Origin of the sequence: Enterovirga rhinocerotis, assembly GCF_004363955.1 — a bacterium.
Classification (GTDB): Bacteria; Pseudomonadota; Alphaproteobacteria; order Rhizobiales; family Beijerinckiaceae; genus Enterovirga; species Enterovirga rhinocerotis.
Genome location: NZ_SNZR01000011.1, coordinates 200,247 through 217,296 on the forward strand (window position 1 = coordinate 200,247; position 17,050 = coordinate 217,296).

At 64.8% G+C, this 17,050-nt stretch carries 22 protein-coding genes and 1 tRNA gene; 16 read left to right on the plus strand and 7 right to left on the minus strand.

Going from position 1 to position 17,050, the window contains the following annotated elements:
• Positions 1-93: 93 nt before the first annotated feature.
• The 12 genes from EV668_RS01490 to EV668_RS01545 all read left to right on the plus strand — a co-directional run bounded on the left by EV668_RS01490 (position 94) and on the right by EV668_RS01545 (position 7,227).
• Positions 94-828, plus strand: a complete 735-nt coding sequence (locus EV668_RS01490) for a tyrosine-type recombinase/integrase (RefSeq protein ID WP_133768087.1) — start codon at positions 94-96, stop codon at positions 826-828.
• Positions 821-1,714, plus strand: a complete 894-nt coding sequence (locus EV668_RS01495; RefSeq protein ID WP_133768088.1) for a hypothetical protein — start codon at positions 821-823, stop codon at positions 1,712-1,714. The genes EV668_RS01490 and EV668_RS01495 overlap by 8 nt, the downstream gene beginning before the upstream one ends.
• Positions 1,715-1,766: 52 nt before the next feature.
• Positions 1,767-2,012 (plus strand): hypothetical protein, encoded by a 246-nt coding sequence (locus EV668_RS01500; RefSeq protein ID WP_133768089.1) that lies wholly within the window; start codon positions 1,767-1,769, stop codon positions 2,010-2,012.
• 137 nt (positions 2,013-2,149) lie between these two features.
• On the plus strand, positions 2,150-2,332 hold the full coding sequence (locus EV668_RS01505) for a hypothetical protein (RefSeq protein WP_133768090.1): 183 nt from the start codon (positions 2,150-2,152) through the stop codon (positions 2,330-2,332).
• Between the two features lie 2 nt (positions 2,333-2,334).
• On the plus strand, positions 2,335-2,910 hold the full coding sequence (locus EV668_RS01510; protein ID WP_133768091.1) for a hypothetical protein: 576 nt from the start codon (positions 2,335-2,337) through the stop codon (positions 2,908-2,910).
• Complete coding sequence (locus tag EV668_RS01515) at positions 2,907-4,427, plus strand: YfjI family protein (protein WP_133768092.1); 1,521 nt, start codon at positions 2,907-2,909, stop codon at positions 4,425-4,427. The genes EV668_RS01510 and EV668_RS01515 overlap by 4 nt, the downstream gene beginning before the upstream one ends.
• 168 nt (positions 4,428-4,595) lie before the next feature.
• Entirely contained in the window at positions 4,596-4,865 is a 270-nt protein-coding gene (locus EV668_RS01520; RefSeq protein WP_133768093.1) for a hypothetical protein, read from the plus strand.
• A complete protein-coding gene (locus EV668_RS01525; protein ID WP_133768094.1) occupies positions 4,858-5,292 on the plus strand; it encodes a DUF5681 domain-containing protein in 435 nt (144 codons plus the stop codon). The genes EV668_RS01520 and EV668_RS01525 overlap by 8 nt, the downstream gene beginning before the upstream one ends.
• An 8-nt stretch (positions 5,293-5,300) precedes the next feature.
• A complete protein-coding gene (locus EV668_RS01530) occupies positions 5,301-5,510 on the plus strand; it encodes a hypothetical protein (RefSeq protein ID WP_133768095.1) in 210 nt (69 codons plus the stop codon).
• Complete coding sequence (locus EV668_RS01535) at positions 5,507-5,710, plus strand: hypothetical protein (protein WP_133768096.1); 204 nt, start codon at positions 5,507-5,509, stop codon at positions 5,708-5,710. Before EV668_RS01530 ends, EV668_RS01535 begins: the two co-directional genes overlap by 4 nt.
• A 175-nt stretch (positions 5,711-5,885) precedes the next feature.
• Complete coding sequence (locus EV668_RS01540) at positions 5,886-6,503, plus strand: cysteine hydrolase family protein (RefSeq protein WP_133768097.1); 618 nt, start codon at positions 5,886-5,888, stop codon at positions 6,501-6,503.
• Positions 6,504-6,732: 229 nt separating this feature from the next.
• Positions 6,733-7,227, plus strand: coding sequence for a YciE/YciF ferroxidase family protein (locus tag EV668_RS01545; RefSeq protein WP_133769928.1), 495 nt, complete (start codon positions 6,733-6,735; stop codon positions 7,225-7,227).
• A gap of 44 nt (positions 7,228-7,271) precedes the next feature.
• On the opposite strand, the gene EV668_RS01550 is transcribed toward EV668_RS01545, so the two are convergent.
• Positions 7,272-8,447 (minus strand): zinc-dependent alcohol dehydrogenase, encoded by a 1,176-nt coding sequence (locus tag EV668_RS01550; RefSeq protein ID WP_133768098.1) that lies wholly within the window; start codon positions 8,445-8,447, stop codon positions 7,272-7,274.
• Between the two features lie 816 nt (positions 8,448-9,263).
• On the opposite strand from EV668_RS01550, the gene nhaA reads away from it, so the two are divergent.
• A complete protein-coding gene (gene nhaA, locus EV668_RS01555; RefSeq protein ID WP_133768099.1) occupies positions 9,264-10,484 on the plus strand; it encodes a Na+/H+ antiporter NhaA in 1,221 nt (406 codons plus the stop codon).
• A gap of 192 nt (positions 10,485-10,676) precedes the next feature.
• Here the strand turns inward: nhaA and EV668_RS01560 are convergent, their stop codons facing one another.
• From EV668_RS01560 to EV668_RS01575, 4 genes are read right to left on the minus strand one after another with little or no spacing between them, the layout of a single operon-like run.
• The gene (locus tag EV668_RS01560) at positions 10,677-11,858 is read right to left on the minus strand and encodes an MFS transporter (protein WP_133768100.1); all 1,182 of its coding nucleotides are present in this window, start codon (positions 11,856-11,858) and stop codon (positions 10,677-10,679) included.
• Entirely contained in the window at positions 11,848-12,909 is a 1,062-nt protein-coding gene (arsB, locus tag EV668_RS01565; RefSeq protein ID WP_133768101.1) for an ACR3 family arsenite efflux transporter, read from the minus strand. Before arsB ends, EV668_RS01560 begins: the two co-directional genes overlap by 11 nt.
• Positions 12,910-12,915: 6 nt before the next feature.
• Entirely contained in the window at positions 12,916-13,740 is an 825-nt protein-coding gene (gene arsC / locus EV668_RS01570) for an arsenate reductase (glutaredoxin) (protein ID WP_133768102.1), read from the minus strand.
• On the minus strand, positions 13,740-14,096 hold the full coding sequence (locus EV668_RS01575) for an ArsR/SmtB family transcription factor (protein ID WP_133768103.1): 357 nt from the start codon (positions 14,094-14,096) through the stop codon (positions 13,740-13,742). The genes arsC and EV668_RS01575 overlap by 1 nt, the downstream gene beginning before the upstream one ends.
• Positions 14,097-14,136: 40 nt before the next feature.
• Here EV668_RS01575 and EV668_RS01580 point away from each other — a divergent pair, with 40 nt between their 5' ends.
• The 3 genes from EV668_RS01580 to EV668_RS01590 all read left to right on the plus strand — a co-directional run bounded on the left by EV668_RS01580 (position 14,137) and on the right by EV668_RS01590 (position 16,514).
• Complete coding sequence (locus EV668_RS01580; RefSeq protein WP_245512766.1) at positions 14,137-14,670, plus strand: DUF6428 family protein; 534 nt, start codon at positions 14,137-14,139, stop codon at positions 14,668-14,670.
• A gap of 96 nt (positions 14,671-14,766) precedes the next feature.
• Positions 14,767-15,507, plus strand: a complete 741-nt coding sequence (locus EV668_RS01585; protein ID WP_133768104.1) for a DUF3800 domain-containing protein — start codon at positions 14,767-14,769, stop codon at positions 15,505-15,507.
• A gap of 206 nt (positions 15,508-15,713) precedes the next feature.
• On the plus strand, positions 15,714-16,514 hold the full coding sequence (locus tag EV668_RS01590; RefSeq protein ID WP_133768105.1) for a sulfite exporter TauE/SafE family protein: 801 nt from the start codon (positions 15,714-15,716) through the stop codon (positions 16,512-16,514).
• Between the two features lie 4 nt (positions 16,515-16,518).
• On the opposite strand, the gene EV668_RS01595 is transcribed toward EV668_RS01590, so the two are convergent.
• Positions 16,519-16,701, minus strand: a complete 183-nt coding sequence (locus EV668_RS01595; protein ID WP_245512768.1) for a site-specific integrase — start codon at positions 16,699-16,701, stop codon at positions 16,519-16,521.
• A gap of 107 nt (positions 16,702-16,808) precedes the next feature.
• Positions 16,809-16,885, minus strand: a tRNA-Arg gene (locus tag EV668_RS01600).
• Positions 16,886-17,050 lie beyond the last annotated feature (165 nt).

Genomic DNA, 17,050 nt, shown 5'->3' on the forward strand with positions numbered 1-17,050 from the left:
TCGGTGGTTTGCAGAAGTTCGGATCAGCCACGAGCGAGAGCCCTGGAAGGAGTCCAGCCGAACCAGTTTCGGGAGCTGCAAGTGGCCGGGGAGTTGGAATCAGCTCTGAAGGAGGAGGCCAAGCGGACGCATCGCGAGATGGACGCGCTGGAAGCCCAGGGCTATCGCACTGACAATCCGGTAGTCGGCGTCCGGAAAGCCGCATACGAAAAGCGCGAGCGTCGCTTGGACGAGGTGGCCTATCGTCGCTTCGGTCGCCGCGTCCGAGCAGCCGAGCGCCACGGCGAGCGATGGCAAGTGCTATCCATGATCCGTCTGCTGGCGCTGACCGGATGTCGTCGAGGAGAGATCGAAGGCTTGAAGCGCAGCGAGGTGGATCTGAAGGCGCAGGCGCTTCGCCTTGGGGACACGAAGACTGGGAAGAGCGTGCGGCCAATCGGGCGTGCGGCCGCAGCGGAACTGGAGGCCGCATTGCAACGCGGAACTGGCACCTACGTCTTCCCCGCCGCTCGCGGCAATGGCTTCTACAAGGGGCTTCCGAAATCCTGGCAGTCGATCGTTGGTCGGCGATTCCCCGACGTCACGCCTCATACGCTCCGTCACTCCTACGCGAGCATGGGCGAGGATTTGGGCTTCACGCTGCCGACGATCGGCGCTCTCTTGGGCCATGCCGGACACGGCGTCACGGCCGGTTATATCCACAAGGTCGATGCCGCGCTGGTCGCCGCCGCGAATCGGATCGCGGATGAGATCGCAGGCATGATATCCGGGAAGAAGGCCTTCAATGGGGCTGCGGTCGTAGATTTGATGAGCCGGAAGCATGGATGAGGCGCAAGATCAACTCGACCGCCCATCGATCCCCGGCCATGAGCAGGAGAGGCGAAGGCATGCGCGGAAAGGCGCAGCCCGTATTTGGGAGCAAGTTAGGCTCGCACCCGGTGACGTCCGGTCACGGCGGGCGGACCTGAGGAATTGCCTCGCGCAGAAAGCGAGGGAGGCTAATGTCGATCTTATCATCGAAGCAACAAAAGCGGGATCAAACAGTTTCGTTGTTCCTAAATATTTGAACAGGCGCCGTTTTCGTGAGGATATCGATGGCCTGAGGTTCCGGATTAATGTGCTCTATGAGTTCCACGGCGATCGAAAATGGCGAGAGCGCGCTAATATACTTCGTGAAGTTGAAGTGCGAGCGAAGCAACTGGTGCGGCTGCTCTCCTCTCAGACAGAATCTGAATGGATAAAGAGCCGCCTCGCCAGCGAGCGAAGTGGTCTTATTGGAGAGGATATTAAGAAGGGCGAGTGGCATAGCAAGGATGTCGAAGAATTCACCAATATTGAGACGCTATTGGTTGATCTGCGTCGCCTTGAGCAGTCCGCCACGCGGGCACTTGGACGGGATGACATGAAGGGCGTGGCGCCTTATCCGCAGGCGAGAAGTTTGTTCCAAAGCATGATATCGACAGGCCTTCCCGCAATTTTCATTAGGCGGTTTCGGCAGCCGATCACGTTCGGAAGTCGTCAGCATGCTCAGTCCGCTGCGGATCGAGAGGATGGGCCGTTCCTTCGATTTGCAGAGGCGGTTCTGGCAGATTTGGGGATAGAGAGCGAGCGCGGAGCACCCTATTCCCGGGCAACGATCGCCCGCGAATACCGGCGGCTCACCAGCGCGGGAAATCCGAAAAAGAAAGTTGGAACTTCCCGCGTATCGGAATAGGCGCAGCGCCCTCACGTTGCCTCGCGTTTCTTTCGGTTATCGCGAGGATTTCATGTCTCCCGTTCGCCAGCCGCGCCTTCGCCGCGAAGAGGCTTCCGCCTATCTGCTCAGCCACCACGACCTGAAATATTCGGCCCGTACCCTGGCCAAGCTCGCCGTCATCGGCGGCGGCCCGCCGATGGAATATGCGGGCCGGTTTCCGCTCTATCCCCAGGACGGGCTCGACGCCTGGGCGGCAGCCAAGATCAGCCCTCGCGTCTCGTCCACCTCCGAACTCCGCGCCCTGAGGGCGGCCTGAAACGAAACACCCCCGCCGCCGGAATCGGGAGCGAGGGTGCCGTGAAATTATGTGAGCGACTGGACATCGATCACATAGCGCACGGCGTTCGTTTTCGCCACCCCTTTTCCGGCGGTCCATAGAGAAGGACCGTCACCATGAAGAAGAGAACCACCAAGACCAAGCTGCCGGCGCCGATGGTCCGCCCGGCTGAACTCGATCCGGATCTCGTGCAGGCGATCGTGCATCGTCGCACCGCCATGCGGTGGGGCTTGTCGCTCCCCGTCGCGGCGGCGGTCGCCTCCCTTACGGGTCTCGGCCCCGACGCGGGGAGGGTCTGACGATGACTGCCTTGCTCCCCTCCCGCATCGCCGGCACGTTTGACGCCAACTTCGGCCTAAGCCCCCGCGAACGCGGGGAACTCCATCGGCTTGGCATCTCCGACGCTGCGCTCGATACAAGCCCTCCGATCCGCGCCGGCTACGTCTCCTTCCAGGGTCACGATCGGTTCGAGCTGGAGCAGCACCTCCGCCTTTCGCTGTCCGTCCGTACGGTTCGTGCCTTCCTCATCCTCGCCGAGGACACGGCGGGGGAGCCGGAAGACATCGTTGCTTGGCTCCCCGCGCTTGGGCGCACCGCAACTTGGCTCGGTCGAGCCTGGGGGATCGGTTCGGGAGGCGCCTACCATCCCCGGCTGGCCGAGCACGAAGGATTGCCAGTCTGGCGCGAGCCGATTGCGTGGCTGCGCGCCGAGCGCCGAGGCGTCGTGCTCCTGAAGCCCCGCGTCGCGGCGGGCTGGCTCGACGATGCCGGGCCGCTTCTCGCCGAGGATCACGAGCACGGCCGTGAGCTTCGCGCCGCGCTCACCCGGCCCGCCCCGCGGATCCTCGTCCCCGCCGAAGCCCGGAGGGCCGCGTGACCTATATCGACATCGACGACGTCGCGCCCGCCGGGAGCGGCATCTCTGGCTCCAGCTACCGGGCAAACGGTCCACGGACGGGAGAGAGGCTTCCTCTCTTCCCTGCCATGCCCTCGGCCTGCGCCTATCCGGTCGACTGTCTCGGCCCAGTGTTGAGCCGTGCCGCCAAAGCCATCGCCGCCAAGGTGCAGGTGCCGGCGGCGATCGCATCGCAATCTGTCCTCGCGGCGGCGTCCCTCGCCGCTCAGGCCCATGCCGACGTGGTGCTTCCCTATGGGCAGAAGCGTCCCCTCTCTCTGAACTTCGCCTCGGTGCAGGAATCGGGAGGGAGAAAGACGACCGCCGACCGGGAAGCCCTCTGGCCGATCCGTAAGCGCGAGGAGGTGCTTCACGAAATCTACGTCGCAGAGCGGCAGGCGTGGGCCATCGCGTTTGCGTCGTGGGGTGCCGAGAAGCGTGCCATCGAGGCGAGCAAGAAGCTCGATTACGACGGCCGCAGGGATGCGCTGCGCGATCTGGGGCCGGAGCCCGAACCGCCTCTTCATCCCTTTCTCGTCGCCGCCGATCCAACGATCGAGGGCCTCATCAAGGCCTGGGCCAATGCGCCGGCTTCGCTCGGCCTCTTCTCCGCCGAAGGAGGGCAGTTCGTCGGCGGGCACGGCATGACCGCGGAGAACCGCCTTCGCACCGCCGCCGGTTTTTCGGAGTGTTGGGATGGCGCCACGATCAAGCGGGTCCGTGCCGCCGACGGCGTCAGCATCCTGCGCGGGCGCCGGCTCGCCGCTCACATCATGCTCCAGCCCGAAGCCGCGGCGACCTTCCTGACGGATCCGGTCTTGAAAGATCAGGGCCTGCTGTCCCGGTTCCTGGTCGCTTCGCCCGACACTTTGGCGGGCAGCCGTCGATACGCCGAGCCCCGAGCAGAGGACGATGCTGCGATCCGGGCATACGGGGCGCGCATCCTCGCGCTCCTCGAGACGCCGTGGCCGATCTCGACCGACCGGTCACAGGGCCTCGACCCGCGGGCGCTGCCGCTGTCGGCGGACGCGACCAATCTCTGGCGGGACTTCTACGACGGCGTCGAGGTGAAGTGCGGCGCTGGCCGGGACTACGCCGGCATCCGCGATCTCGCCGCGAAGGCAGCCGAGCATGTTGCTCGGATCGCGGGGGTGCTGACTATCGTCGAGAACATCAACGCGCCCGAGGTCCGGGCGGTGGAGATGGAGGACGCGATCGTCCTCGTCGCCTGGTATCTCGGCGAGGCCGTCCGCCTTCAGGAGGGAAGCCGGACCGATCCGGTGCTCCTGCGGGCGCAGGCCCTGTTGAACTGGCTTCAACTCCAGCCGGGTGGTGAAATCTCATTCCGCGAAATCCTTCGTCTCGGTCCCAATGCCACCCGCATCAAGAAGGATGCGGATCAGGCAATTGAGATGCTGAGCGCCCATGGCTGGGTCGAGGAGACGAGCAAGCGTCCGCGCACGATCCGGCTGCTGGGGGCGGAGGTCGGTCATGCTTGAGACCTCCCCGGATTTTCAGGTTTTCATGCCCTGCGACGTTGCGACAGCCGCGACAGTTGCGACGTTTACCCGTCGAAACCTGCCAACTGTCGCAAACGTCGCGGCTGTCGCAATGTCGCAAGGGGTCTGCACCCGATTTCGCGCGGGCGCCGATTCCGGTGACAGCCAATGACCTGGGGTCCATTCCTTCCCGGTCTCGATCCGGCCGAGCGCAAAGCCCGGCTCCGAAGCCTCCGCGCGCTCGTGAAGGTGATGACCGGATCGCGTGGTGCGGATGTCGAGTTCGCCATCCTACGCGCCGAGATCAGCGGCGACGATTCCGCGATGCTGGCCGAGGCGGAAGCGACGTTCGGACGGCTCGGCACCGTCGACCAGCGACGTGTCCTCGCGAGCTTTGCCAGCCTCCATTCCCCGAACCTCAAGGTGATCCATGGCTGAAAATGCAGGACGAAAGCAGGCCGGCGGCCGGTTCCAGCGCGGCCAGTCCGGAAATCCCGCAGGGAAGAAGCCGGGCACGCGTCACGCGACCACGATCCTCGCCGAGAAGATCATGAGCGAAGACGTCGAGGGTGTCGTGAAGGCGGTCGTCGAGGCCGCGAAGGACGGCGATATGACAGCAGCTCGCATCATCATGGATCGGATCGCCCCCGTTCGCCGCGGAGCCATCACCGCCGTTACCCTTCCGACGATCGAGAGCCCGGCGGACCTGACCAAGGCCACGAGTGCCATCCTCGCGGCTGTCAGTGAAGGCGAACTCACACCCGTCGAGGCCGCGGAACTCGGAAAGCTCGTTGAGGCCCACGGCAAGGCGATCGAGATCACCGACCTGCATGAGCGTCTGTCACGACTGGAGGCATGCCGATGAGAACAACCATGATCAGCCGGATCGAAGCCCTGGAGGGCGAGCTTGCACGCCGCGCTTCGGTCGTGAGGCGGCAGGGCAAAGAAGAACGTGATCGGCTCGTCGGCGCGTCCCTGTCCGATCCGAATGGCTTGCCGGCTGCCTTGGCAGCAGTTCCGGCCGCCGACATGCACGATCAGCGTATCGCGGCGATCCATGCCGCATGGAGGGCAGACACATGAGCCGTTCGATCATCAAGAGCCGTCTCGATCGCCTGGAGAAGGAGCACCATGGCGATCGGAACCGCGTCCACGTCATCTCGGACCATAGCGGCGATCCCGCCGAGGTTGATCGGCAGAAGGCGGCGCTGATCGCATCGGGAGAGGCCTACGAGAGCGACCTCTTCGTCGTTCTCAGAAAGCTCAGTGCGATGGGAGAATGAGGAGCTCCTTCAGACCTCGCCTTGAGCGTACTGAAGCTCGAAACCGGGACAGCCATCGCCGCGACGGGCGCCGGGCCATCTCCGGAAGACCAGCCAAGCGGACAAGTCCGCTCTCCGTGATCGAGGCAGGGAACTCAAGTAATCGTATTGAGCTGCTCGCTTGAGGACTCGGATCATGACAGACTTACCTCAACTCGATCCGTTCTCCCGGCGCTGCATCCATCTCTGCATCGACATGCAGCGCATGTTCAACGAGGACACCGACTGGCACACGCCCTGGCTCCGCCGAGTCCTGCCGAACGTCGAGCGCCTCGTCTCGACGGGCCCCGCCGCGACCGTGTTCACACGCTTCGTCCCCGTCGTCCGCGCCGACGACGCCCACGGCGAATGGGCCCGCTATTACCAGCGCTGGCCGTCCATGACGCTGGAGAAGCTCGATCCGGGCCTGGTCGATCTCGTCCCGGAACTACGCCGCTTCGTGCCGCCAGCCCGTGTCGTCGACAAGTCGGTCTATTCGCCCTGGCACCGCTCGCGCCTCGACGAGAGCCTCCGCCGACGCGGCGTCGAGGTCGTGATCGTCTCCGGCGGGGAGACGGATGTCTGCGTCCTCGCGACCGTGCTCGGCGCGATCGATCACGGCTACCACGTCGTCCTTGCCGCGGATTGTCTCTGCAGTTCCTCGGACGAAGCCTACGACGCCACAGTGACGCTCTATCTCGAACGCTACGGCAGCCAAGTAAGCGTCAGCTCCGCCGAGGAAATCGCCGAGCGCTGGACGCCTACAGCATTGTAGCGCACCGCACTGGCAATCGAGGCTTTAAGGTTCCCTGTCTGGACGACGACAGATCGCGATGCGTTTCCGATTCCGGCAGCAGCTACCGCCGAAGCACTCCGTCTATCGTGCCCCGTCTCCGCTCGTGGTGATGGGCCTCACGTCGGCTCGGCAACACGTAGGACGGTGTGTGCTCGAGGGAACCGTGCCTGCCCTCAAGGCTTCAGAGTCGACGACCATGGAGATAGTGATGGCAGAGAAGCAGCTCGATAGCCTTTTTTACGACACGCTGAAGGACATCTATTACGCGGAGCGTAAGATCCTGAAGGCGCTACCCAAAATGGCCCGGGGGGCGCAGTCGAAGGAGGTCAAGGCCGCCTTCGAAAAACATCGCGGCGAGACAGAGACGCATGTCGAGCGCCTGCAGCAGGTCTTCGAGATCCTAGGCAAGCGCGCCCAGGGCAAGACCTGCCCCGCCATCGACGGCATCGTCGAGGAGGGCGAGGAGATCCTCGACGAGTACAAAGGCTCGCCCGCTCTCGATGCGGGTCTAATCTCGGCCGCCCAAGCCGTGGAGCACTACGAGATCACGCGCTACGGTACCCTACGCCGGTGGGCCCAGGAGCTCGGCCTGAAAGAGGCCGTCCAGCTCTTCGATCAGACCCTAGCCGAGGAGAAGAAAACGGATGAGGCGCTGACTGGACTCGCCGATATCTCCGCCAATCAAAAGGCGAAGGCGGCCTGAACGCGATTGGGGGCGGCGGCTCAATTCCGCCGCCCCGCCACCCATCAACTTCCAGGCGACATGACGACCTTGATGCAGCCGTCCTTCTTGTCCCGGAAGGTTTTATAGAGATCCGGCCCCTCTTCGAGCGTGGCCCGATGGGTGATGACGAAGGAGGGATCGATCTCTCCCCGCTCGATGCGCTCTAGTAGCTTCGGGAGGTAGGCCTGGACCGGCGTCTGCGCCATCCGGAAAGTCAGGCCGCGATTGACGGCCGAGCCCATCGGGATTTTGTCGAGAAAGCCGCCATAGACGCCGACAATCGAGACGGTGCCGAAGTTGCGGCAGCAATGGATGGCCTGGCGGAGGACGTGGGGCCGGTCGGTCCCCATGAAGGCGGCCGTTTTGATCCGGTCGAGGACGCTGTCGAGGCTGGCGGTGGCGTCGGCCTCGGTGCCGACGGCGTCAATGCAGGCATCTGCCCCACGTCCAGACGTCAGCTCCTGGATTTTCTCGTAGATGTCGACGTCGTGGAAATCGAGGACGATGGCTCCGGACGCTTCCGCCATTGCCATCCTTTCAGGCACGGTGTCGATCGCGATCACGCGACCCGCGCCAAGTAGGAAGGCAGATTTGATGGCGAACTGCCCGACGGGACCGCAGCCCCAGACAGCGATCGTGTCGCCCTCCTGGATGTTGCAGTTTTCCGCAGCCATGTAGCCGGTCGGGAAGATGTCGGAGAGGAAGAGCACCTGCTCGTCCGTCAGCCCCTCCGGCACCTTGATGGGACCCACGTCGGCGAAGGGGACGCGCATGAACTCCGCCTGACCGCCGGCGTAGCCGCCGAGCAGGTGGGAATAGCCGAACAATCCGGCCGGTGAGTGCCCCCACATCTCCGCAGCCGCCTTGGCGCTCGGGTTCGAGCGCTCACAGCCCGAATAGAAGCCGCGCTTGCAGAAGAAGCACTCGCCGCAGGAAATGGTGAAGGGAACGACGACCCGATCGCCTTTCTTCAGGTTCGTAACCTCGGATCCGACCTCGACCACCTCTCCCATGCTTTCGTGGCCGACGATGTCACCCCGTTCCATCGACGGGATCATGCCCCCGTAGAGGTGCAGATCAGAGCCGCAGATGGCACAGGAGGTGACGCGGATGATCGCATCGCGGGGATGCTGAATGATTGGGTCGGGGACGGTCTCGCAGCGGATATCGCCCTTACCGTGCCAGCAGAGTGCCTTCATTCCCGCCTCCCTCTCAATTACGCGGCAAAGCGGCGAGGCGTTAGGATGTTCCGGTGGTGTGCGCGCGGCGACAGTGGGATGGCCCGAACAGATGCACTCGGCTGTCCGGCACGCAGGCCGGGTGGTCAGGATTGAATTGGCTTCGGGCCCTCCGGGAACCCGGTTCGCCGCCCCCTGTTCATTCCTGATCGGAGAGCATGTAATGGGCACTTACAGCGACGACGATGTCGGCAAGCCGATCCTGAAGGATGACGGGCGCCAGTCGGAGGCTCAACGTCAGGTTCTCGGTGAGGCTGGGCACGAGACCGGCCAGCCGGAGCCGAAGACGCCAGAGGATTGGGAGAACCGCGGTGCCACGGCCCCGACCGAAGCCCGCCAATCTGTTCCGGGCGGAAGCAGTCAAGGCACCGGTGACCGGCGCCAATCCGTAGCGGGCGATCGCGCCGCCCCCGGCCGGCCCACCGGCCAGCACCCCCAGCCGAAGCCCGGTGAAGGTTGATCCCGCTATCACCGCGGCGCCAGCTCGATCGGCGGCCCTCCCTAGCCGGCGGGGCCAGCCACCAACCTCACGACGGCCTCGCCCGCATCATCCGGACGATCTCCCGCATCTCCGCTCGCTTCTCGGCCTCCTGGTCCATCTCGCGGTGATGGGCCTCCGCCTCGAGCAGCGTCGCGCATCGGGTCAGGGCACTTTTCTGGCCAGTAAGTCAGGTTGCGAAGGCTTCAGCCCGATGCAATAGAGGCAGCGGGTGTTCGCCGATGGAGGCGGGCAGGTTTCAGCTCCGGTCGGGCCGCCGGTGCTGGAGACCTATGCCCATGCGTCGGCCCGATCTGGCTCGCCTCGTTCCCACCGATCATCCTCTGCGCCGCCATTTGAGGCGCCCGGCCTCTGCGCTTCGCGCCTTTCTCGATACGGGTTCGGCCGGTGGCGTCATCCTCATGGGGGCGGCGCTACTCGCGATCGTCATCGCGAACTCGCCCCTCGCTCCCGCATATTTCGGAGCGTTGAGGACCTATGTCGGGCCGCTGTCGCTGCTCCACTGGATCAACGACGCCCTGATGTCTCTGTTCTTCCTGCTGGTCGGGTTGGAGATCAAGCGCGAGTTCCTCGACGGCCAGCTTCGGACATGGCCCGATCGCGCTCTTCCCGGCATCGCGGCCCTCGGGGGTATGGCGGTTCCGGCGATCATCTACGTCATGATCAACAGCGGCTCCGCCTCGACGCTCCGTGGCTGGGCCATTCCGTCCGCAACCGATATCGCCTTCGCGCTCGGCGTGATCAGGCTGCTCGGGGCGCGCGTGCCGATCTCGCTGGCGGTCTTCCTGACGGCCCTCGCGATCCTCGACGATCTCGGCGCGGTCGTCATCATCGCCCTGTTCTACACCGAGACGCTGAACGTCTACGCGCTCCTCGCCGCGGTGTTCGTCGTGTCGCTCCTCCGGTCGCTCAACACCAGCGACTGCCGGACGCTTGTCCCGTATCTGGGCCTCGGCGCGGTGCTCTGGGTGCTCGTTCTCCTCTCGGGCGTTCACGCGACGGTCGCAGGCGTCGTCCTCGCGCTGACGATCCCGTTGCGCCAGAGCCCGGGCCGGCCGGATGATGCGACCTCTCCGCTGCATCGGCTCGAACATGCCCTGCAGCCATGGTGCGCCTTCGTCGTCCTCCCCATCTTCGGCTTCGCCAATGCCGGCGTGTCGCTCGCCGGCCTGTCGTGGGCCACTATGGTTCATCCGGTCACGCTCGGGATCGCGCTCGGCCTCTTCGTCGGCAAGCAGATCGGCGTCTTCGGTGCCGTGTACCTCGCGGTGCGGACCGGCATCGCAAAGCTGCCGCCGCATGCGACCTGGCTACAGACCTACGGCGTCGCGACCCTCTGCGGCATCGGCTTCACGATGAGCCTCTTCATCGGTCTGTTGGCCTTCGAGAACCAGCCGCAGCTCGAAGCCAACGTGAAGGTTGGCGTGCTCGTGGGCTCGATAATGTCTGTCTTCGTGGGCGCGATCGTGCTGCTCTGCCAACCACGAAGAATGCTCTAGACGACACCGCATCAAGGAAAACGCCCGCTCGGCATCGCAGCCGGCGGGCGCCTCATCGTCTCGATCGCGCGCCGGACTATGCGCCGGGACGGGCGGTGAGACTGCCGCCGGTGCTCTAGCCCCACAGGGCGAACGCCAGCGATGCAGGGAATATGGATGGCCTCGGTGACGGCAGCAAGGCGCCTGTGGCGCTTATCGGAAGCGCCAGAGGCCACCGATCACGACCAAGTTGACCAGCGCCAGACCTAGGAGCGCCCACAGGAGCGCGTCCGCCCCCGCATTGGTCAGGACCAGTGCCCCGATGGAGGGGGCCAGCGCTTGGGCGATGAGCCCTGGTCTGGCGAGACGCCCGACAAGGACAGGGTAGCGGGCCGGCCCGAACAGGGCGAGCGGAACGGTTCCGCGGGAAATTGAGTAGATGCCGTTCCCGGCCCCGTAGAGGACGAGCCAGAGGCTGACCCAGGGCAATCCCAAGGCCAGGAGCAGCAGACCCATCGCGATCAGGCCAAAGGCCGCGGTTAGCGTCCAGAGCGGATGATGGCGGCCTTTCAAGGACATCTCGACGACCCGAGCACCGACCTGGGCTGGGCCGATGAGGGCGCCGAAGGAGACGGCTGCCGCAAGGGGAACGTCTCGAGCCTGCAGAAGGACGATAAGGTGGACCGAGACCATCGTCATTATCACACCGCCTATCACCAGGACGCCACCGAACAGGAGGAATAGGAGGCGATCCCGTCCGGTCAGCGGGGCGGTGATGTCCGGCCCCTTCGTCGCTTCGACGGCCGGCGCCGGCGGCTTCGGGATGAAGAGCAGGACCAGCGGCAGGGTGATGACGAGGTGAAGCCCTGCGTAGGCAAGGCAGGCACCCCGCCATCCAAAATGCTGGACGAGGAAGGCCGAGAGCGGCCAACAGACCGTGCTGGCGAACCCGCCCCACAAGGTCAGCGTCGTGATCGCCGGTCGGGCCTCGCTGCCGTAGAGGCGGCCTAGCGTCGCGAACGCTGGGTCGTACAGGCCGCACCCCATGCCGAGCCCCAGAAGGAACCAGCCGGCTAAGTAGACCGGCAGCGCCGGCGCGACGGCAAGCGTCGCGAGGCCGGCGGACAGTAACAAGGCCGCCAGCGCCAGCACCGGGCGGCCACCTCGGTGATGGATCGTAGCACCGACGTAAGGGGATGCGACCGCGGCCGCCAGCAGGCCAATCGAGAGACCGCCGACCACCCACGATAGGGGCCATCCCGTCTCTTCGGCAATCGGCCCGGCGAATACGGCGGGGAGATAGAACGACGTGCCCCACGTGAAGATCTGGACGATACCGAGGGCCGAGATCACCCAGAGGCGATGCGGCGGTCGAGCGGTCGCCTCAGGCGCCATGTGCGGTCTCGGCACCACCCGAGCGGACGGCACCTCGTTCGTACCAGCCCTTCGACCGGTTCACGATCCAGACGACCGACAGCATGACCGGCACCTCGACCAGGACGCCGACGACGGTAGCCAGCGCCGCGCCGGAACTGAAGCCGAACAGGCTGATGGCGGCCGCGACCGCAAGCTCGAAGAAGTTAGAGGCCCCGATCAGCGCGGACGGCCCAGCGACACAGTGCTGCTCACCGGCGATGCGGTTCAGGACGTAGGCGAGTCCGGAGTTGAAGTAGACCTGGATCAGGATGGGCACCGCGAGAAGCGCGATCACGGACGGCTGCGCGATGATCTGCTCTCCTTGGAAGCCGAAGAGGAGGACCAGGGTGGCAAGCAGGGCGACGAGCGACGCCGGCCCCAGCTTCGTCAGGAGCGCGTCGAGCGAAGCCTGCCCTCCGGAGGTGAGGAGCGTGCGCCGGACGAGCTGCGCGACGATCACCGGGATGACGATGTAAAGCGCGACCGACAGGACCAGCGTCGCCCACGGCACGGTGATCGCCGACAGGCCGAGCAGCAGGCCGACGATGGGTGCGAAGGCGACGACCATGATCGTGTCGTTGAGCGCGACCTGCGAGAGCGTGAAGTTCGGCTCGCCCTTCGTCAGATTCGACCAGACGAAGACCATGGCCGTGCAGGGCGCCGCCGCGAGGATGATGAGACCGGCGATGTAGCTGTCGATCTGGTCCGCAGGCAGGTAGGGCCGGAACAGGTAGCCGACGAAGAGCCAGCCGAGGGCCGCCATCGAGAAGGGCTTCACGGCCCAATTGATGAATACCGTGACGCCGATACCCCGCCAGTGGCGACCGACCTGGGCGAGCGAGCCGAAATCCACTTTCAGGAGCATCGGCACGACCATCAGCCAGATAAGCACGGCGACCGGCAGGTTCACGCGCGCGATCTCGGCGGCGCCGATAGCTTGGAAGAAACCCGGGAACACGTGGCCGAGCGCGACGCCGGCGACGATGCACAGCCCAACCCAGACGGTCAGGTATCGTTCGAACGAGGACATGGGATCTCAGAGGGTGATGGCGCGGGAGAGAAGGGCGGCGGAGGCCGGGCACAATTCGAGCGCCTGGCGTGTCGAGCGGATCGCTTCCGGAGCGGTCGCGCGGTCGACGTCATTGAACCCAATCTTGCGAAAGAACGGCGCCGCGCCCTCCGTCAGCACGAAGGCTCGTCGCGCCCCGTCGTCAAAGGCCCGCGACAGGAGCAGTTGCACCAAGCTCGGACCGATGCCCTTCGCCGACCATTCCGTCCGGCAAACGGAGCGTAGCAGGGCGTCCCGGCCATGGATTTCGTATCCGCCGTATCCGACGACGAGGCCGTCCAGGAGTTGAAATCGAAAGAACGTCCGACTGCTCTCTTCGATGTCGTCGACCGGCAAGTTGGCGTTGACGAGCGCGTCGTGGAGGTCGTCGTCGCTACCGGGAATAGGGACGACCTCTAGGAAGGGGGTGCCGTCGTCCTTGTTGAAGTTCTGGCGTGGCCAGTCCCTCAGGAGATCGAGCACCGTTTCGCTTGGTCGGCACAGCTTGGCCTGGGTCGGCGTCACGACAAAAGGGCGGTTGATGAGGATAGGGTTCGCCACCATCGCGTCGAGAAGGGCTTCCTCGTCGACGGACGGTTGGTCCAGACCGAGTTCCTTGAAAGGCGTGCCCTTCTCGCGGATCATCTCGCGCACCGTCAGCCCGGAGAGATGGGATAGCTCCCGGAGGCGCTCTTTGGTCGGCGGCTTGGTGAGATAGGGGACGACGGTCAGGTCGACATCCGCCCTTTCCAGCATGGCGAGAGCGTTGCGTGACGTACCGCAGGCGGGGTTGTGGTAGATCGTGACGTTCATCACGCGGGCTCCATGGCGGCCGTGCAGCCGCATTCGGACAGCGCCGTGATCGCGGGCGTGCAGACCTCGGGGTGCCCTTGGCAGCAGTCGCGCATCAGGAAGGCGATTAGGCCCGAGAGGGCGGCGTAGTCGGCCACGTAGATGATCGACCGCGCTTCGCGACGGGTTGTCGCCAACCCCGCCTGCGCAAGTTCTTTAAGGTGGAAGGAGACGTTGGAGGCTGAGACACCGGCGGCGTCGGCGATGGCACCCGATGCCATGCCTTCCGGACCCGCCGTGACTAGGAGGCGGATAATTTTCAGGCGCGTGTCCTGGGATAAGGCCGCGAAGGCGGCGAGGGCTTGACGCTCATCCATGTTTCGATGATCCTTTGAATATCAAAACGGGGTATCATTGATGCTGGAAGTTGCCAAGATGGAAGTCGCCGTGCCGCCCCCGGCGGTCGCCGAGGACATCACTCTGGGGGCGCTACTCGCCGCCTGCGACCTCCACCCGAAATTGCCGTTGATTTTCACGTATGAGGGGCGGCCCGTTCGACCGGGCTACCACGTGACCGAGGTGAAGGCCGGCCAATTTGCGGCGCTCGACTGCGGCGGCAATCCAGAGGCCTGGCCCGAGATCTTCGTGCAGCTCTGGGACGTCGACGACGGCGACCGCACCCACATGCTCGCCGGCAAGTTCGCCGCGATCATCCGCAAGGTCTCCGAGCACGTTGGGCTCGACCAGTCCGCGAAGCTCACATTCGAGGTCAGTGACGGCGTGATGCCCATGCAATTGCATTGCGCTGCCAGCCCGATCCCGGCGACCGATCGGCTGGAGGTCGCGCTCGCACCACGCGCGGCCAGTTGCAAGCCACGCGACCGCTGGTTGGAGGAGCAGAAGCAGGCGGCGGCCTGCTGCGATCCGAGGAGCGATAAGCCACGCTGTTGAAAGTCACGACCTACGAGAGAAAGGTGTAGCGCCGTGTGCGGTGCGTCGGCATCGAGGCCGTAGTCTGTCGGCGGATCGAACGATAGGAGTCGATCCATGCCGCCTTTCAGCGATTACATCGTCTACGTCGACGAGAGCGGGGACCATAGCCTCGTCTCGATCAACCAGCAGAACCCCGTGTTCGTGCTGTCGTTCTGCATCTTCGAGAAGGCCGCCTATTACGAGGTGGTCGTGCCGGCGGTGCAGAAGCTCAAGTTCGAGTTCTGGGGGCACGACTGCGCCGTGCTGCACAGTCACGAGATCCGGAAGGCCCGCGGCGACTTCAACATCCTCCTGAACGCGAACACCCGAGCCAGCTTCATCGACCGCCTCAATGGCGTCATCGGCGCCCTGCCCATGACGATCATCGCCGCGGCGATCGACAAGCAGCGGCACGTCAAGCGCTACTCGGACCCGATGAACCCTTACGAGATCGCGTTGAAGTTCTGCATGGAGCGGCTGCAGCGGTGGCTGCAGGACCAGAGCCAGGCCGACCATCTCACGCATGTCATCGTCGAGCGCCGTGGCGACGCCGAGGACCAGAAGCTCGAACTAGAATTCCGGCGCGTTGCGGACGGGCGGAACCAGGTCGGTCGCATGCCCAACCTCGACATCCGGTTCATGACGAAGAAGCACAACTCGACGGGGTTGCAGATCGCGGACCTTACCGCGCACCCCATCGCGCGGCACGTTATCAAGTCGAACCAGCCGAACCGCGCCTATGACCTGATCGAGCCGAAATTCCGGAGGGGTCCAGCCGGGCAGGTCGCGGGCTACGGTCTGAAAGTGTTCCCCTGACAAGCGAAAGGCCCCGAGCTTCCCCGGGGCCAGACGCCGAACGAGCATTCCCGTTCCACTTGATCGGAATATGGGGGGGCGGGGATTCAAGGTCAACGTGGATCTTTGGCCCGTAGGGGTGCGCGTCGGTTAAGGGCGCCGAGCGAGACGCCCTGTGTCATGGTCGACTCTTTCCACGGCTGCTATATCCATGCGTATACAGAGCAATGGCCGTTGATCCCGCCCCCTCCGCCCGCAGCATGCCCGCCGCATTTGGTGGCGGTGCCGTCATTGGAACGCTCGGCGGACTGATAGGGCTCGGCGGGGCGGAGTTCCGGCTACCTCTCCTGATCAGTGTCTTCCGATTCGTGGCCCTCGAAGCGGTCATCTTGAACAAGGCGATGAGCCTGGTCGTGGTGGCGACGGCCCTGCCCTTCCGGGCTCGCACGGTGCCGTTCACTGAGGTGACGGCGCACTGGCCCATCATCTTGAACCTGCTCGCCGGTAGCCTTCTCGGTGCATGGCTCGGCGCGGGATGGGCGACGCGGCTGCGTTCCGAAACGCTCTACAAGGTCATTGCGGTCCTGCTCGTCGCCATCGCCGTCGTGCTGATCTTCGGGCACGATGCGCGAGGCGGCGGGGCATTGGTGACGGGCACACTGCAACTCGTCGCCGGTGTCGCCGCCGGGTTCATTATTGGCGTCGTCGCATCGCTCCTCGGGGTGGCGGGTCGCGAGATTCTGATCCCGACGCTCGTGCTGCTGTTCGGGGCGGACATCAAGCTCGCCGGCAGCCTGTCCCTTGCGGTGAGCCTGCCTACCATGATCGTCGGCTTCACGCGCTACAGCCAGGACCAGGCTTTCAGCGTCCTCGGCCGCAATAGGCAGTTCCTGTTCGTGATGGCGGCAGGATCGATCCTCGGCACGTTCATCGGCGGTCAGCTTCTCGGCATCGTTCCGAGCGGGGTTCTGCTCCCTCTCCTCGCTGTGATCCTGCTGATCTCGGCGGTGAAGGTCTGGCGGCACTGACCAACTACAGGAATGACGAGCCGGCATGCCCCTTGAAGAGGTTCGCTCGACGAATATAGCCGTCAACCGTACGCGCGTCGCGGTGTCGGGTCCGGTCCATGATGCGACTTTCGGAGACGTCTCGGTCGGCCGCCGTCGTCACGAATCCGGCGCGCAGGCTGTGGCCGGCGAAATCCTCGACCTTCACGCCCGCCTTGGCGTCAGCAGGAGCCCCGACTTCCGTCAGCCTGCTGACCTATAGCTTACCCGACCGGACTTACGGCGGGGTCAATCTCGCTAAGCTATTGAAAAACTTGGCGCACCCGACACGATTCGAACGTGTGACCTCTGCCTTCGGAGGGCAGCGCTCTATCCAGCTGAGCTACGGGTGCTTGCCGAAGCGGGCGGACCATAGGGGAGTCCGGCTGCGTTGGGAAGGGGCTGTCTGCGTCAATCCGGAGCCGGATCGGGACGTCTCGCGTCGTATCGGGTCCCGTTCGGCTTTGGCCCGGGCCGCGGCGGATCGGCGCTCCTGCCTGGAAGTCCCAGCTTGCAAC